The following is a 17,565-nucleotide window of genomic DNA, read 5'->3' on the forward strand; positions in this document are numbered from 1 at the left end:
CCAGCGCATGCCCAACGACTGGACCGGGGTGCACGGAAAAATCGCCGATACGCTCAACGACATCATCGACATGGCCGAGCGCACCACCGGCGATTTCGAGCGCGTCTCGCAGGTGGTCGGCAAGGCCGGCAAGGTCAACGCGCGTCTGTCGATCGCCGACCTGCACGGCTCCTGGGCCAAATTGGTGGACTCCAGTAACACCCTGATCGAGGACCTGGTGAGCCCGCTCAATGAGGTGGTGCGCGTCATCAACGCCGTCTCCACCGGCGACCTGTCGCAGAGCGTCCCGGCGGAGCTGGACGGCAAGAAGCTGGAGGGCCAGTTCTTGAAATCCGCCGACATGGTCAACGCCATGGTCAACCGGCTCGGCACCTTCTCATCGGAGGTGACGCGCGTGGCGCGCGAGGTGGGTACCGACGGCAAGCTCGGCGGTCAGGCGGCGGTGCCGGGCGTGGCCGGCACCTGGAAGGACCTGACCGAGTCGGTCAACTTCATGGCCGCCAACCTCACCAGCCAGGTCCGCAACATCGCCCAGGTGACCACCGCGGTGGCCCAGGGGGATCTCGGCAAGAAGATCACGGTCGAGGCCAAGGGCGAGATCCAGGAGCTCAAGAGCACCATCAACATCATGGTGGATCAACTCTCCACCTTCGCCTCGGAGGTGACGCGTGTCGCCCGCGAGGTCGGTACCGAGGGCAAACTCGGCGGTCAGGCCGATGTGAAGGGTGTGGGCGGCACCTGGAAGGACCTGACCGAGGGCGTGAACGGCATGGCCGCCAACCTCACCGCCCAGGTGCGCAACATTGCCCAGGTGACGACCGCGGTCGCCCAGGGCGATCTCGGCAAGAAGATCACGGTGGAGGCCAAGGGCGAGATCCTGGAGCTCAAGGACACCATCAACATCATGGTGGACCAGCTGTCCACCTTTGCATCTGAGGTCACCCGCGTGGCGCGCGAGGGGGGCTATGAGGGCAAGCTCGGCGGCCAGGCGGAGGTCAAGGGGGTCGCCGGCACCTGGAAGGACCTGACCGAGAACGTCAACATGCTGGCCGCCAACCTCACCGGCCAGGTCCGCAACATCGCCGAGGTGACCACCGCGGTGGCCCAGGGCGACCTGGGCAAGAAGATCACGGTCGAGGCGCGCGGCGAGATCCTCGACGTGAAGAACACCATCAACACCATGGTGGATCAGCTGTCCACCTTCGCCTCCGAGGTGACGCGCATGGCGCGCGAGGTGGGCGTGGACGGCAAGCTCGGCGGCCAGGCGGCGGTGCCCGGGGTGGCCGGTACCTGGAAGGACCTGACCCAAAACGTGAACATGCTGGCCGCCAACCTCACCGGCCAGGTGCGCAACATCGCCGATGTGACCACCGCCGTGGCCAACGGCGACCTCGGTAAGAAGGTCACGGTGGACGTGAAGGGCGAGATCCTGGAGCTGAAGAACACCGTCAACACCATGGTGGACCAGCTCAACTCATTCGCCGCCGAGGTGACGCGCGTCGCGCGCGAGGTGGGCACCGAGGGCAAGCTCGGCGGCCAGGCCCAGGTGCGCGGGGTGTCCGGCACCTGGAAGGACCTGACCGACAACGTGAACTTCATGGCCGCCAACCTCACCGGCCAGGTGCGCAGCATCGCCGGCGTGGCGACCGCCGTGACCAAGGGCGACCTCACCCGGTCGGTCATGGTGGAGGCTAAGGGCGAGGTGGCGGAGCTCAAGGACAACGTCAACGAGATGATCCGCAATCTGCGCGAGACCACCAACCAGAACTCCGAGCAGGACTGGCTCAAGACCAATCTGGCCAAGCTCACCCGCGTCCCGCAGGGCCAGGGTGACCTCATCACCGTCTCCAAGACCGGCTCTCCGAACTCGCCCCGTTGGTGAGCGCCCAGCACGGGGTCTTCTATATCTTCGACGAGCCCGAGGGCGGCGAGCCCCGGCTCAAGATGCTGTCCTCCTATGCCTACAAGGAGCGCAAGAACATCGCCAAGGAATGGCGCATCGGCGAGGGGTTGGTCGGTCAGTGTGCCTACGAGAAGCAGCGCATCCTGCTCACCAATGTCCCGGACGACTATGTGCAGATCACCTCCGGGCTGGGCGAGGCCCGGCCGCTCAACATCGTGGTCCTGCCGGTCGTGTTCGAGGGCCGGGTCAAGGCCATCATCGAACTCGCCTCCTTCGAGCGCTATTCCGCCACCCACCAGGCCTTCCTCGATCAGCTCGCCGAGTCCATCGGCATCGTGCTGAACACCATCGAGGCCAACATGCGCACGGAGGAACTGCTCAAGCAGTCCCAATCGCTCGCCAACGAGCTGCAGAGCCAGCAGGAGGAGTTGCGCCATACCAACGACGCGCTGGGGGACAAGGCGCGCCTGCTGGAGGAGCAGAAGGTGGAGGTGGAGACCAAGAACCGCGAGGTGGAGCAGGCCAAGGCCGCGGTGGAGGAAAAGGCGGAGCAACTGGCCCTGTCCTCGAAATACAAGTCCGAGTTCCTCTCCAATATGTCGCACGAGCTGCGCACGCCGCTCAACAGCCTGCTGATCCTCGCCCAGCACCTCACCGACAATCCCCACCAGCATCTGGACCCGCGCGAGGTGGAGTACGCCCGCACCATCCACTCGGCGGGCGACGACCTGCTGGCCCTGATCAACGAGATCCTGGACCTGTCCAAGATCGAATCGGGCACCGTCTCGCTGGAGCTGGCGCCCGTCGCCTTCGCGGCCCTGCGCGACCGGACCTTCCGCCATGTGGCGCAGGGCAAGGGGCTCGGCTTTGTCGTCACCCTGGCGCCCGACCTGCCCCCGACGCTGGACACGGACGACAAGCGGCTGCTGCAGGTCATCAAGAACCTGCTCTCCAATGCCTTTAAGTTCACCGAGCGGAGGCAGGTGACGGTGCAGGTGGACCGCGCGGCCGCCGGCTTGAGCGCGGAGCGCGACCAGCTGAACCGGGCGGGCGCGGTCTTTGCCTTCACCGTGACGGACACCGGCATCGGTATCGCCCCCGACCAGCAGCGCATCGTCTTCGAGGCCTTCCAGCGGGCCGACGGTTCCACCGCCCGCAAGTACGGCGGCACCGGACTGGGGCTCTCCATCAGCCGTGAGATTGCACTTTTGCTGGGCGGCGAACTGCGGCTCGCGCGCAGCGCGGTAGGCGAGGGCAGCGTGTTCGTGCTCTATGTCCCGCAACGCAGCGGCGGCGGCCGTCGGGGTGAGCCCCAGTGGGAGCGGCCGGTGGCCGCGATGAGCCGCTCACCGGAGGCGGACGCGGACCGTGGCCAGAACGCCCTGAGCCCAGTCGAAGGGCGCCACAATGTGTCCTGTTTCCGGCTCGCGGCGATGATAGCCCGTGTTTCCGCGATCTTTCAAGGTCCCTGTGAGGGTTTTGTGAACCAGGTCTCGGATTGTAAAACGGTTTTGACAATTTTACACGCCGCGGACCCCGTGGCTGCGGCGGTCTGGCTGTCAATATCACCAAGACAATGTAGTTAAAGTAGCTCTAGCGAACTGAGTGTCTGCTACCACTCGCGGCGAGTCAGCCGGCATATCCAGAATCAGCCACGACGGTCCTCAGGCCTAGACCACTTCAGCTGGCCGCGTCGGAAACGCACCTGATTTGTCGGATGTGAGAATGTCTATTTTTCTCAATAGAGAATATTGCGTTTGCGGTGGGCTTTCCGCCCGGGCGCGCAACAAACCAAATTGGGGGATAGTGGGGGGGATGCCGGGTCATTTGGATAGCAAAGGCATGCCCGCCGCGGCGATGGCGGAGCGCTTGTTAAGGTGGGCTGGGTGATTTCGAGAAAGGGCGATACGCAAATAGGACGCTGACTTGCGTCCTTGATGGAGCAAGTCAGCGTCCTCCCGGCCCTACTGATCGTACGCCGCCGTCCATGGCGCTGCGGATTCCCTGATGCTGCGTGTCTGCGGTCGTTCTGTCGCGAATGGTGCGTCGCTTCGCGGCCTTATTATGTCAACGCGCCCGGCCAGTCCTGCGGCCCCTGCTGTGCTCTCAAGTGTGCCTGGTTCGGCCACTTGTCTTATTGTCTTACACTCATTCCCGTCTCGGGCGATTCTGTGCGTCGCTTCGACGGTCAGTTCTTTATCGTGCGTGCTTGACCCTAGCTGTGTCTTCGTTGTGTGCTTGCGGGCTCTTTGGCCCGTCGTCGCTGTGCGTCCTTCGGCGTTGCCTTTCTTCTCTCTCGCTTAGGTTAAAGCACTCTTCGTGCCAATTCGTGAGAGAAAGAAAAACAGCAGCTTGCGCACGCATCTATGTCAGTGTGACCAAGAGTGTCGTCAACAGGTGACGCGATTTGGTTCTGACAGCATGTCGGCGCTCCCAGGCGCCGCCTGACGGCGCCGGCGTTGACCGCGCCCACTTGCCCGGTCTCGGCGCCGTGCGGCGAGAGGCGGGACCTCACCCCGCCTGCACCGCCGCCAAGGCGGTCATGTTGAGCAGCCCGCGCACCGAGATGCTGGTGCTGACGATGTGGGCCGGGCGGTCGGCGCCGAGCAGCATCGGGCCGACATTGATGCCGCCGCCGGTGCCGTCCAGTGAGCGGATGAGGTTGAGCGCGATATTGGCGGCGGCCTGGTTGGGCATGATGAGCAGGTTGGCGCGCCCGGTGAGCCGGGAGCCGGGGAAACGTTGCTCGCGAAGTTCGGGGTCCAGGGCCAGGTTGGGTTGCATCTCGCCCTCCACCTCCAACTCCGGGTTAGTCTCCTGGAGCAGTCGCAGGGCCTCGTGCATCTTCTCGGCGGAGGGGGTGTGGCGGGTGCCAAAGTTGGAGTGTGAGCAGAGGGCGATCTTGGGCGCGATCCCGAAACGGGCGACCTGGGCGGCGCACAGCCGTGTAATCTCCGCCAGGTCCTCGGCGCTCGGGTCCTCCTGCACATAGGTATCGGCGATAAAGAGCGGTCCCTGGGCCAGGATGACCGCGTTCATGGCGGTGAGCCGGTGGACCCCGGGGGCGCAGCCGATGATCGCCTCGACGTGCTCCAGGTGCCGCAGGTAACGCCCGACCACGCCGCAGATCATGGCGTCCGCATCGCCCGCGCGCAACACGGCGGCGGCGAGCACGATGGGTGACTTGCGGACATATTCCTGGACCTCGGTGAGGGTATAACCGCGCCGCTTGACGCGCTCATAGACGGCGGCGCAATGGACGTCGAAGCGCGCGTTTTCGGAGGGGATGATCAGGTCGAAGTCCTGTCCGGGGCGGATGGAGAGCCCCAGGTCTTGCAACCCCTGGCTGATCTGTTCCGGCCGGCCGATCAGCATCGGCCGCGCAATGCCCTCGCTCACCGCCTGCTGGGCGACCTGCAGCACGCGCTCCTGCTCGCCCTCGGCGAACACCACCCGCCGCCGTGGTGCGTGGCGGGCGTGGTCGAACACCGGTTTCATGGTCATACCGCTGCGGAAGGCGCGCAGCGTCAGGGTATCCCGATAGGCCTCCAGGTCCGCAATGGGCCGGCTCGCCACCCCCGACGCCATGGCCGCCTGCGCCACGGCCGGGGCCAGGTGGCCCATGAGGCGCGGATCGAAGGGGCGGGGGATCAGATACTCGGGGCCGAAGCTCAGGCCCTGACCGCCATAGGCCGCGCGCACGATGTCGGACGGCTCAGCCATCGCCAGATCCGCGATGGCGTGGACGCAGGCGATCTCCATCGCCTTATTGATCCGGGTCGCACCGCAGTCCAGGGCGCCGCGGAAGATGAAGGGAAAGCACAGTACATTGTTGACTTGATTTGGGAAATCTGAGCGCCCGGTGGCAATGATGGCATCGGGTCGGGCGGCGCGGGCCAGATCCGGCATGATCTCCGGGGTCGGGTTGGCCAGCGCCATGATGATGGGCTGCTGTGCCATCCGGGCCAGCCATTCGGGCTTGAGCACGCCCGCCGCGGACAGCCCCAGGAAGATGTCGGCGCCCTCAATGGCCTGCTCCAGGGTGCGCAGGTCGGTGTCCACCGCGTAGCGGTCCTTGTAGGGGTCCATCACCTCGGGGCGTCCGCGGTAGACGACGCCCGCGATGTCCGTGACCATGATGTTCTCAAGCTTGAGCCCCAGTTCCACCAGCAGGCCCAGGCAGGCCAGGGCCGCGGCGCCGGCCCCGGCGGTGACGAGGCGCACGCGCCCGATGTCTTTGCCCACCACCCGCAGGCCGTTCAAGATGGCCGCGCTGACGACGATGGCGGTGCCGTGTTGGTCGTCGTGGAAGACCGGGATGCCCATGCGCTCCTGGAGCGCCTGCTCGATGATGAAGCAGTCCGGGGCCTTGATGTCCTCCAGATTGATCGCGCCGAACGTGGGCTCCAGGCGGGCGACGGTCTCGATGAACTGTTGCGGGTCGCGCTCTTCGATCTCGATGTCGAATACGTCGATGTCGGCAAACTTCTTGAACAGCACGGCTTTGCCTTCCATGACCGGCTTGCTGGCCAGGCTGCCGATGGCGCCTAAGCCCAGCACCGCGGTGCCGTTGGTGATCACCCCCACCAGGTTGGACCGCGCGGTATAGAGTGCCGCGGTCTGTGGGTCGCGGACGATCTCCTCGCAGGCAACGGCCACCCCGGGGGAGTAGGCCAGGGCCAGGTCGCGCTGGTTGGCGAGCGGCTTGGTGGCCTTGATCTCGAGTTTTCCGGGTTTGGGGTAAAGGTGGTACGCCAGCGCGTCCTGTCTCAGATCATCCGACATAGTGGGGCTCTCAAGGGGGCTTTCGTGGCATGCGCAAGCCGGCCATTGTGCGGCCCGCACGCGGCTTCGGCAACCGCCGGGACGGGCGCGCGCCGGCCCAGGGTTGCCCCGGTGGCGGATGCTGCGCGGAGCCAGGCGCCGTGGCGCCCTTGCCCCCACTGGGCGTTTGCGCTTATGTTGATCCAATGCGCTTTATCCATGCCGCCGATCTGCACCTCGACAGCCCCTTGCGGGGTTTGGCCCGCTATGAGGGTGCTCCAGTGCAGCGCCTGCGCACCGCCACCCGCGGCGCCCTGGAGCGGCTGATCGACCTGGCCCTGGCGCAGCCGGTGGACTTTTTGCTGCTGGCCGGTGACATCTATGACGGCGACTGGCAGGACTTCCACACCGGGCTCTTCTTCCGCGAACAGCTGGCCCGCTTGAACCGGGCGGGCATCCGGGTCTTCATGATCCAGGGCAATCACGACGCCCAAGGCGTCATCTCACGCAAGCTCGTGCTCCCGCCCAATGTGACGGTGTTCGACAGTCGCAGCGCCCACACCGCTCGGCTGGACGACCTGGGGGTGGCGATCCACGGGCGCAGCTTCCGTGACCGTGCCGAGGATGCGGACCTGGTGCCCGCCTATCCGCCACCCGTGCCGGGGCTTTTCAACATCGGCCTGCTGCACACCAGCCTGAGTGGGCGCCCCGGCCACGACACCTATGCCCCCACCACCGTCGACACCCTGGTGGCCAAGGGCTATGACTACTGGGCCTTGGGCCACGTCCATTGCCGTGAGTTGGTGCGCGAGACGCCGCGCATCGTCTTCCCCGGCAATCTACAGGGCCGCCACGCCAACGAGACCGGCCCCAAGGGCTGCGAACTGGTGCGGGTAGAGGCGGGACACATCGCCGCCGAATGCGTGCCGCTCGCTCTGGTGCGCTGGGATCAGCTACGGCTGGACCTGACCGGCATGGATCGGTTGGAGTCTTTGGGCGCGGCCTTCCGTGAGGCTCTGGTCCCGCGGTTAGCGGGCGCCGGGGACCTGCTGCACGCGGTGCGTGTGACCCTGACCGGCTGCACCGGACTCTATGCGCTGGAGGCGGAGCGCCCCGGCACCCTGGAGGCCAACATTCGCGCCGCCGCCCAGGATGTTGCCGCGGCCGAGGTCTGGATCGAACAGGTCCGCGTGGACCTGACCCCGCCCCTGGACCGTGAGCAGATGGCCCGGCGGGAGGACGCGATGGGGGAATTGGTCCGGCTGGTGGATGCACTGCACGGCTCCCCGGGCGCGCTGGCCGACCTGGCGCAGACCCAATTGGGCGGGTTGCTCAACGCACTGCCCCCGGAGGTGGCGGGGGATGAGGTCCCGCGGCTCGATCGCACCGCCGACCTGCTCGACCTGTTGCGCGATGCCGAGGCGACCGTGTTGGCGCGGCTGGCGGCAGCGCAGCCATGAGACTCCTGCAACTGCGGCTGCACGCCTTCGGGCCATTCACCGATTGCACGCTCGATTTCAGCGGGCGGAGCGCGCTCCACCTTATTTATGGACCCAACGAGGCCGGCAAGTCCTCGGCGCTGCGCGCGATGACCGACCTGCGCTTCGGTATCCCGGCGCAGAGTCCGGACAAATTCATCCACCCATATGATCGATTGCGGATCGCCGGGGTCTTTCTCGACGACGCGGGTCGCATCCTTGGGCTGGTGCGCCGCAAGGGTAACCGTCTGACCCTGTCCCGCTTCGATCCCGTCACCGGTGCCCCGTCTGAGCCACCCGACGCCGGAGCGGAACTGGAACTGGCACTCACCGGGGGGCTCGCGCGGACCGACTTCGAGTCCATGTTCGGGCTCAATCACCAGCGCCTGCGCGACGGTGGCGACCGACTGTTGAAAGGCGAGGGCGAACTGGGTGCGGCACTCTTCGAGGCCAGTGCCGGCACTCGCGACATCAAGGCCGTCCTGGCGCGCCTGGAGGCCGACGCCAAGGACTATTACAGCCCCCGGGCGGTGAACGCCACCATCAATGACGCCAGGCGGCAGTTCGATGAGCAACGACACGGTTGGAAACAGGCGCTGATCAAGCCCGCCGACTGGCAATCGCTCAAGCGCACACATGATGCCGCGTGCGAGACCCTGGCCGGGATCGACCAGGCACTGTTGACCCAGCGTCGGCGTGAGAACGAACTGACCGAACTACGCACCGTCGCCCCCCTGTTGAGCGACCACGACCGGGCGGCGGCCGAACTGAGCGCCTTGAGCCAGGTCCCGGACCTGCCCGAGCGCGCCCGGGAGGAACGCCTGGCCGCCGAGCAGTCACTCGGCCGCGCCCGCCAGGACCTGCAGGGCGCCGAGCTGGAATTGCGCCACTGCGCCGGCGCCCTGGCGGGCCTGAGGATCGAGGCGCCCGTGCTGGAGCACGCCCAGGCGATCGAGCGCCTGGCCGCCCGGGTGGAAACCGCGGCACAGAGCCGGGTGGAGACGCGCCGGGAGGCCGCCCGCGGCGCACAGATTGCCCTGGAGCTCAACGCGCGTGGCGAGCAGATTGCCCCGGGTCAGTCGCCGGCCGACCTGGTCAAGGCCGCGCCCGCGGCCGCCGACCGCATCACCCTGGACGGACACCTGGAGGCCATCGCCCGCCTGGGCGAGCGCCTGGCCGGTCTGCGCGAACGGGCCGTGGAACTCGGGCAGTCACAGCAGCAGGAGCAGGGTCCACCTCCGCCGGAGGCCCAGACGCGGGAGGCGGTGGCGCTTGCACTGCGCCAGGCCCAGGGGCTGGGGGACCTGAGCCGCCACGGTGCCGACCTGGACCAGCGCATCGCCGCGCTCGCGGCCCACCTGACCCAGGCCCTGGCCGACCTGGGCGCGGGCGGCGTCGACGCACTGCGCCACGCCCGCCCACAGTTGACGACGGCCATTGCGCAGGCGCGTGAGGAACGCACCAGACTCGACCAGGCGGAGTCCACGCTACGCCAGGAGGACAGTCGGCTGATCCAGGATATGGACCTGCAGCGGCGGCGCCAACGTGAGCTCACCGCCGCCGGGGAGGTCGTCACCGCGACCACACTGCGCCAGGCCCGCGAGCACCGCAACCAGGCATGGGGGCTGATCCGCCAGGCCTATATCGAACGCAGCGCGGATGCCGCCGAACTCGGCCCGGCCTTCGATTCCGACCGGGCGTTGCCGGAGGCCTTCGAGGCCGCCCAGGACCAGGCCGACCGCCAGGCCGACCTGCTGCGTGCCGACGCGGCGCGCGCCGCCACCTATGAAGAGTGTGTCGGACGGATTGCGGACATGGACCGGCGGCGCGGGGAGATTGCCGCGGAGCTGGCCGCTACGGTGGCCCGCCGCCAGGACCTGCTCGCCGGCTGGTCGGCGCGCCTGGCGCAGGCCCAATTGCCGGACTTGGACCCCGATGCCCTGCTGGAATGGCAGGCCGCGCGCCAGAGCGCGCTGGATGGTGCGGACCGGTTGGCACAGGCACAGGCCGAGCGCGACCAATGGCGCGCCGACCTGGAGGGCGCCCGCGCGGCCCTGGTCGCGGCCCTTCAGACGGCCGGACAGGGCGCCCAGGGCACGGAGCTCCCAGCGTTGATCCAGCGTGCCGAGCTGTGGGACAAGGGTGCGACCAAGGCCGAGGTGCAGCACGAGAGTCGACTCAAAGCCGCGCGCCAGCGCCAGTTGGAGTCGGAGAAGGTCGCCGGGCTGATCGGCGCCGCCGCGGCCGACCTCGATCGGCACGGCGTGGCCTTGCAGCGCTGGTATGACCGGCTGCGGCTGGCCTCAGACAGCCCCCCCGAGGCACTCAAGGCACGCCTCACCGAGTTGGACGCATTGGGGCGCCAGTGCGCCGAGCTCATGGACGCGCAGCGACACCAAGCCGAACACCTGGCCCTGGTGGACGACTTCGCGGCCCAGGCGGCGGGTCTAGCCGCCGTCTTGGCCGAGTCCGCGCCGGGACTGCCGGAGGACTACGCCGATCGCCTCAAGCAGCGGCTCGCCGACGCCCGTGACCAGGAAAACCAACGTCGCGCGCTCACCCGTGACCGCGCCCGGGCACTGGAAACCCGGCAGCAGGCTGCCGCGGTGCAGGATGCGCAGGCCGCCATCCTGGAGCGCCTGTGCAGCCAGGCTGGCGCGACTGAGGTCGCGCAACTGCCGACCATTGAGGAGGGCGCCGGGCGCAAACGCCTGATGCGCGCAACGCAGCAGCGGCTGCGCGAGCAGTTGGCCCTGGCCTCGCCCCGGCCCGAGGCCGAGTTGCGCGCGGTCCTGAATGACCAGGACGGCATCGCCATCGACGCCGAACGCGAGCGCTGCCAGGGCGAGATTGCGCGCCTGGAACAAGAACAGGCCAGGGCCCGTCAGGCCGAAGTCGCGGCGCGCCAGGCGCTGGAGGCCATCGACGCCTCGGACCAGGCGGCGCGTGCGCGCGAGGCGATGGAGTGCGCCGCCGCCCGCTACCGTGGTGCCATCCGGCCCTGGGCGCGGCTGAAGCTCGCCCATGCACTACTCGCCCAGGCACTGGAGCGGTTCCGCAGCCGTGCCCAGGCGCCCATGGTCGCGCTGGCCTCCACCTATTTTTCGCTGATGACCGGTGGGCGTTTTGTTCGCCTTACGGCGGATGAGAGCAACGATCGGGTCGTCCTGCGCGCCGAGCGGGAGGACGGGGCCGCACTCGGCGTCGAGGCCTTGAGCGAGGGGACCGCCGACCAGCTCTATCTGGCGCTGCGCCTGGCGGCACTGGAGTTGCGCCGTGCCTCCCACCCCCAACTGCCGTTGATCCTGGACGACGTACTGGTGACCTCGGACGACACCCGCGCCGCCCACTGCCTGCGGGCGCTCGCGCAATTTGCCGCGGGTGGGCAGGTGATGCTCTTCACCCACCACCGCCACCTGATCGACCTGGCGCAAGACACCCTGGGCGAGCAGGGGCTCATGGTCCACACGCTCTAACCGTAGGGGCGGGTTTGAAACCCGCCCCTACATCCATATCCTGTCGTTCTTGGCCCGGTTCCCACGCGGCGCGTGGAAATCCATTTCGGGCGCGTCGCGCCCCTTCGCACCGCGGCGCGGCGCGGATGCATTCCCACGCGGCGCGTGGGAATAAGGATTTGGTAAACGCAGCAAACTGGAGCATACGTGGCAGCAGTCGCATACGACCTCGGACGAACCTTTGAGCAGGCATTCAAGAATATCGAGGTACAAACAGATATATCAATCTAGCAGCGGAAATGGCGATAACGCATGGCCTCCATGGTTGCGCTGAAATGGCGCTCTTCCTCAGCGGTTTCAAGTTTGAGTATGCTTGATAGCGTTTGAACGGTGTCACGAGGGGAGAAACGTCAGCATGAACGAAGCAGCGAACCGCGCCGAGCACATCGATCCGGCACTCAAGGCTGCTTCGGCTATTCGAGCAACGGCCAGGGCATCAAGGAAACGGCATCTGGGTTATTTATATGAAATGCCACTGCTGGTTCTGATCCTCACCGTGCTGAGCGCGATCCTCTGGCCTTTGGTCAATGGGCCGTGGCGCCTATGGCTTGGTGTGATGACGGGCGTAGCGGTGCTGCTGTTTTTGTGGCATAGCCGATCCAGGTAGCCGCCTATTCCCTGCGACCCCTACGTAGTCCGGATGGAGCGCAGCGCAATCCGGGGGCCGCTCGCCGACAGTCGAGTAATCAGCAGGCCGCGACGCACTCAAGTCCCGCCGGGCGCCGGAACCAGGACCAACCCGTACCGCACCTGCCCCGCTGTCTGTTCGCGGATCAATTCCCACCCGTCGGGAAGGGTCGGGAAGCCGCCGTGATCACCCGTCTCCAGATAGACCCGGGCGCCCGGGGCCAGCCAGCCACGACCGGCCAACAGGGCGCAGGCCGGCCCCAGCAGCCCGTCGGCAAAGGGCGGGTCAAGGAAGACCAGGTTGAATGGACTCACCGGCCCGGCGAGCCAGGTGAGTGCATCGGCCGCAATCACCGTGACGCCTTCGGCCCCGAGTGTCCGTACGTTGGCCAGCAGTTGCCGGGCCACCAAGGCGTTGCACTCCACCAGGACGACCGCCCCGGCACCGCGGGAATCGGCCTCCAGCCCCAGTGCGCCGCTGCCGGCGAACAGATCCAGACAGCGCGCACCCGGCATCACCGGGGCCAGCCAGTTGAACAGGGTCTCGCGGACCCGGTCCGCCGTCGGGCGCAGGCCCGCCTGGTCCGGGATGGGCAGTCGGCGACCGCGGTTGCGGCCGCCGATGATGCGCAGTTGGCCGGGTCTGGTCCCGCTGCTGGTCTTACTGTTCTTAGCCCGGGCCATTGGCGGCGGCGGGCTTGAACTTTCCGTCACCCCCAACGGTGACCGTGGCGAGGCTCTCCGGGTGGACGCGCCGGCCGAAGGCGTCACGGACCTGCTCGGCCGTGACGGCCTTGATGCGGTCGGTGAAGCGGTCCAGGTAGTCGAGCGGCAGCCCATAGAAGCCGATCACCGAGAGATATGGGATGATCTCTGAGTTCTCGGCGATGCGCAGCGGGAAGCCGCCGGTCACATTCTTCTTGGCGGCCGTGAGTTGTGCCGCGGTCGGACCCTCGGCGGCGAAGTGCTTGAGGGTGTCGATCATGACGGTGCGTGCCTGCTCGGCCTGGGCGTTCTTGGTCTGGAGCCCCATCAGGAAGGGGCCTGGCTGGGCCAGCGGCAGGAAGTAGCTGTAGGTGTTGTAGGACAGCCCGCGTTTCTCCCGGACCTCATCCATCAGCAGCGAGACCAGTCCGCTTCCGCCCAGGATGTGGTTACCCAGATAGAGCGCGAAATAGTCCGGATCGCCGCGGGCCATGCCCGGCTGACCGGCCACCACGGTGGTCTGGCTGGCGGGGAAGGGGATCTGCTCCAGCGTGGCGGCCGTGAGCGGCGCCACTGGCGGCAGCGGCGCCGCCCGCTCTCCGGTCGGCAGGCCGCCGACCACCCGTTCCGCCAGCGCGGTGGCGGCCGGGCGATCCAGTGCGCCGACGATGGCGACCACCGCGTTGGCGCCGGTGTAATAGCGGTCATGGAAGGCCTTGAGATCCGCCGCGCTCAGTGAGTGGACTGATTCCTCGGTGCCGTTCGGGTCCGAGGCGTAGGGATGCGTGCCGAAAACCTTTTGCATCAGCGCCTTGGAGGCGACCTTGGCGGGTTGCTCCTGCTCCTGACGCAGGCCGATCAAGGTATTCTCGCGGTTGCGTTCCAAGGCATCGGCGGGGAAGGTCGGGGTCGTCAGCACCCCGGCCAGGGTTTCCAGCGCGGTCGTGAGCGCGGGTTCCTGGGTGAGGCTGCGCATCCCCACGGAGGTCATGTCGCGATCGGCCGCGGCGGTCAGTTTGGCCCCCACGTTCTCCAGGCGCTCGGCGATGGTGTCGGCGTTCCAGTCGCGGGCGCCCTCGTTCAACATATCGGCGGTGAATGAGGCGAGCCCCGGGTGCTCGGCGTCGCGCGCACTGCCGGCGTCGAACACCACGCGCACGTCGACCATCGGCAGTTGCGGCGCGGCCACGAACAGCACCCGGGCGCCGTTGGCCGTCTGCCAGGTCTCGATCTTGGGGGTGGCCTGGGCGACGGCTGCGAGCAGTAGCAGGGCGGCGCCCAGCGTGGAGCGCAAGCGCGTGTGACGGGTCTCAGCGCACATTGCCGTGTCCTCCCAGCCCCGCCGGGGCCTTCTTCGGTTGTTTGCCGTCCAGCGGCTGGGGGTCGAGGATCGCCACCGTCAGGTGGTCCGGGATCAGGTATTTGCGGGCCACCGCCTGGACCTGCTCCGGGGTCACCGCGGCCAGGCGGTCCACATATTGGTCGGTCAGCGGCCAGCCGAGGCCGACCGTCTCCAGTATGCCCAGCTTCATGGCCTGGTTGAAGACCGAGTCCTGCTCATAGACCTTGTTGGCGGTCAACTGGGTGCGGATGCGCGCGAGCTCCGCGGCGTCCACCGGCTCCTTCTGAAGCCGCTCAACTTGAGCGCGCAGTGCCTGCTCCAGTGCCGGGATGTCGTGACCCTTGGCCGGCACGCCGGAGAGTTGGAAAAGGCCGGCCAGTCGGCCGAAGGCGCTGTAGGAGGCGCCGGCGGAGGAGGCGATTTCTCTGCCCCGCACCAGTTCCCGCTCCAGGCGCGCGCTGCTGCCCCCGTCCAGGACCGAGGACAGGACCTCCAGTGCATAGGGTTCCCAGGGCTCGGCGGCCGCGGCGATGTTCGGTGTCTTGTAGCCCATCAACAGGTAGGGCTCCTGCGCTGGCGCTTTGACTGTGAGGCGTTTCTCCCCCAGTTGCTCGGGTTCGGCCTGGCTCTTGGGCGGGGCCACGGTCTCGGCCTTGAGCGGCCCGAAATACTGCTCGGCCAGGGCAAAGACCTGCTCCGGGTCTACGTCGCCGGCCACCACCAGGGTGGCATTGTTGGGTGCATACCAGAGTCGGTACCACTCGCGCAGATCCGTCACTTTGAGCTGTTCCAGGTCGCCGGCCCAGCCGATGGTCGGGTTGCGGTAGGGTGAGGCGGCAAAGGCGACCGCGTCGAACTGCTCATCGGTGAGTGCCTGGGGGTCGTCGTCGGTGCGCATGCGCCGCTCCTCCGTGACCACCTCGCGCTCCTTGGTGAAGTCGTCCGGGTTGAGCAGCAGGTTGCGCATCCGGTCGGCCTCCAACTCGAAGGAGACCGCCAGTCGATCGGCTGCCAGGTTCTGGAAATAGGCGGTGTAGTCGGCACCGGTGAAGGCGTTGTCCTCCCCGCCGTTCTCCGCCACGATGCGCGAGAACTCACCGGCCTGGTGGGCCTTGGTGCCCTTGAACATCATGTGTTCAAGCAGGTGCGAGACGCCGGTGATGCCGCCGTACTCGTAGCTTGAGCCCACCTTGTACCAGACCTGGGAGGTGAGCACGGGGGCGCGGTGGTCGGGCTTGACCAGGACCTTGAGTCCGTTGCCGAGCTGGCGCTCGAAGACCTTTGGCGGGTCAGCAGCGAAGGCTGGGGCCGCCAGCGGCAGGGCCAGCAGCAGGGGCAAGGCGAGGAGGGGTGATCGTCGTTGCATGGGGTTTCCGGTGTCTCGCGGCAATGGCCCCCATGATGGGGGCAGCGCCCCTGTCCTGCCAGTCTTGGGCATGACAATTTGGTCATGCAAGGCATGGGTGGGAGCGGCTTCAGCCGCGACGAGGCCAGGGAGCTTGCGAGGTCGCGTCGCGGCTAAAGCCGCTCCCACCGCGGCACGGCCAGACTTTCATGGATTAGCGCGCTAGCCGCCTTGCGCCCGCTGCTGGGCGCGCTCGACCGAGCGCAGCGCGACCTGCATCGTCAGCGGGACCTCACTCAGCGCCACGCCCTCGTGCAGCGCCCTGGCCAGGATCAGAAAATCCTGCCAGGGTACGGGGGACCTGTCGCGGGCGGCGCGCGCGCAGCGCCTCCCACAACAGTCGCTCGATCCAGAGGTCGCGTTTGTGCTCCATGACGCCGATCGTGATGACGGCGGCGGCGAGCGACAACTGCTCCACCCAGTGTGCCGGCGGACCCACTTCGGTCAGCAGCAGCTGGTTGACGGCGGCGCCCTCCTCGATCCAGTCCCCGGCGAAGCCCTGCTCTTGCGGCCATGTGTCCGCGGCGGCGAAGGCAGCGGCGACGCGCTCCGGGGTGAAGGCCGCGGGGTCGGTCGCGGTCAGTGCCGCGATCGCGGCTGCCGGGTCGACCGCCGCGGGCTTCCAATAGTCGCCACCCACCAGTTCGTTGAGTTCCAGCAGGTGGGGCGGCGGGGGGTAACCTTGGTCCAGGCCGACCGCGATGAAATGGGCGATCGCCCGGGGCACAAAGTCCGGGTCTACCGCGATCGCCGAGTCGGCGATCAGGTTCCGGACCTCCTCGTCCATGGCGTCCTTGGTCAGTCCGTTCTGCCATGATATTTCCACGACGCCCAACCCCTGTCGGATCAGCACGGCGCCCATCCGATGGTGCTGTCCATCCTTGACGAAGGCCCAGAGCCTGTACCCACCCCAACCGTCGAAGGGCGAGGCATAGAAGGCGGCCGGCTGGACCTGGGGCAAGGGTGCACTGACGACCCCGGCCCGCCGCACGACCTTGATCAGCTCATCCACCGCGGGCCGCTCGTCGGCGGGCAGCCAATTGCGCAACCCGATCAGTCGGCGCAGGCCGCGCTGGGTCAGCCGCGCGACCCCACCGCCGCTGCGGAACCGTTCGGCCAAGGTCCGGCGCACCCGGACATCGGGTTGCAGCAACAGGAGCATCGCCAGTTCCTTGCCGATCGGCTGCGGATTGACCATCATCCCGGCGACGGTGCGCACCAGCGTCTCGCCCGGCAAGGGGGACAAGTGTGCCAGCACCGGGTCCAGGTGTCTGAACGCGTCGTCGGTATCCAGGTCCCGGCGCATCCGCTCCAGCAGGTGGTTCAGGTCGTGCCCCCCATGGGCGGCGCCGAAACGGGCATAATGGTCCTGGATCGCCAACGCCCGCTCGTGCATGAGCAGGGTCATCTCCAGCTTGGCATCGTAGAGGGCACGCAACAGATCGTCCTGCACCCTGGAGTCCATCTCCGGCACGAAGCCGAGCTGGGCCATCTCGGTCTGAACCTGTTCGCACAGTGCGATGGCCCAGGGCCAGCGCCGCTCGGTCTCCAAGCGCAGCCGCCTCAAGGATGCGCCCAGCAGTGCCAGGCACGCGTCGTAACCAGCCAGCGGGGTGTGCTTCCGCCCGGCGGGGGCATAGTGGGTCAACAGCAGCCGCAGCAGCGGCAAGGACAGGTTCCGGTTGGTTTCCAGGGTCGTCTGGACTTCCGCGCCCCAGCGCCCACGATTGCTTGGGTTACCTCTCCAGGCCAGCACCTGGTCGACCAGTTCGCGTGTGCTCTGCAGCATGGTCTCTTCCAGTGGCTGCGACTGCGCCGCGTCTGCC

General features: G+C 67.5%; 10 protein-coding genes. 5 read left to right on the forward strand and 5 right to left on the reverse strand.

All coding sequences use genetic code 11. The annotated features are described in order from the left end of the window. The coding region (locus QZY44_RS23510; protein WP_295453611.1) for a HAMP domain-containing protein at positions 1 to 1,882 on the forward strand (1,882 nt) is incomplete at its 5' end. Further along, positions 1,879 to 3,489 carry an ATP-binding protein gene (locus QZY44_RS23515; protein WP_295453615.1) on the forward strand — a complete coding sequence of 537 codons (1,611 nt, stop codon included), beginning with the start codon at positions 1,879 to 1,881 and terminating at the stop codon, positions 3,487 to 3,489. The genes QZY44_RS23510 and QZY44_RS23515, both read left to right, overlap by 4 nt. Positions 3,490 to 4,414: 925 nt before the next feature. On the opposite strand, the gene QZY44_RS23520 is transcribed toward QZY44_RS23515, so the two are convergent. Then, positions 4,415 to 6,688, reverse strand: a complete 2,274-nt coding sequence (locus QZY44_RS23520; protein WP_295453619.1) for an NADP-dependent malic enzyme — start codon at positions 6,686 to 6,688, stop codon at positions 4,415 to 4,417. A gap of 185 nt (positions 6,689 to 6,873) precedes the next feature. Here QZY44_RS23520 and QZY44_RS23525 point away from each other — a divergent pair, with 185 nt between their 5' ends. The 3 genes from QZY44_RS23525 to QZY44_RS23535 all read left to right on the forward strand — a co-directional run bounded on the left by QZY44_RS23525 (position 6,874) and on the right by QZY44_RS23535 (position 12,267). Continuing rightward, positions 6,874 to 8,127 carry a DNA repair exonuclease gene (locus tag QZY44_RS23525; RefSeq protein WP_295453624.1) on the forward strand — a complete coding sequence of 418 codons (1,254 nt, stop codon included), beginning with the start codon at positions 6,874 to 6,876 and terminating at the stop codon, positions 8,125 to 8,127. Continuing rightward, positions 8,124 to 11,621 (forward strand): YhaN family protein, encoded by a 3,498-nt coding sequence (locus QZY44_RS23530; RefSeq protein ID WP_295453631.1) that lies wholly within the window; start codon positions 8,124 to 8,126, stop codon positions 11,619 to 11,621. Before QZY44_RS23525 ends, QZY44_RS23530 begins: the two co-directional genes overlap by 4 nt. Positions 11,622 to 12,015: 394 nt before the next feature. Beyond that, the gene (locus tag QZY44_RS23535; protein WP_295453636.1) at positions 12,016 to 12,267 is read left to right on the forward strand and encodes a hypothetical protein; all 252 of its coding nucleotides are present in this window, start codon (positions 12,016 to 12,018) and stop codon (positions 12,265 to 12,267) included. A gap of 98 nt (positions 12,268 to 12,365) precedes the next feature. Here QZY44_RS23535 and rsmD read toward each other — a convergent pair whose 3' ends face one another. From rsmD to QZY44_RS23555, 4 genes are all read right to left on the reverse strand, one after another. Next, positions 12,366 to 12,971 (reverse strand): 16S rRNA (guanine(966)-N(2))-methyltransferase RsmD, encoded by a 606-nt coding sequence (rsmD, locus tag QZY44_RS23540; RefSeq protein WP_295453639.1) that lies wholly within the window; start codon positions 12,969 to 12,971, stop codon positions 12,366 to 12,368. Continuing rightward, positions 12,958 to 14,313: a pitrilysin family protein gene (locus QZY44_RS23545; protein ID WP_295453642.1), complete on the reverse strand. Its 1,356-nt coding sequence runs from the start codon at positions 14,311 to 14,313 to the stop codon at positions 12,958 to 12,960. Before QZY44_RS23545 ends, rsmD begins: the two co-directional genes overlap by 14 nt. Then, complete coding sequence (locus QZY44_RS23550; RefSeq protein ID WP_295453644.1) at positions 14,303 to 15,700, reverse strand: pitrilysin family protein; 1,398 nt, start codon at positions 15,698 to 15,700, stop codon at positions 14,303 to 14,305. The genes QZY44_RS23545 and QZY44_RS23550 overlap by 11 nt, the downstream gene beginning before the upstream one ends. A 271-nt stretch (positions 15,701 to 15,971) precedes the next feature. Further along, the coding region (locus QZY44_RS23555; RefSeq protein ID WP_295453649.1) for a hypothetical protein at positions 15,972 to 17,565 on the reverse strand (1,594 nt) is incomplete at its 5' end.

Origin of the sequence: uncultured Thiodictyon sp., from assembly GCA_903837595.1 — a bacterium.
GTDB lineage: Bacteria > Pseudomonadota > Gammaproteobacteria > Chromatiales > Chromatiaceae > Thiodictyon.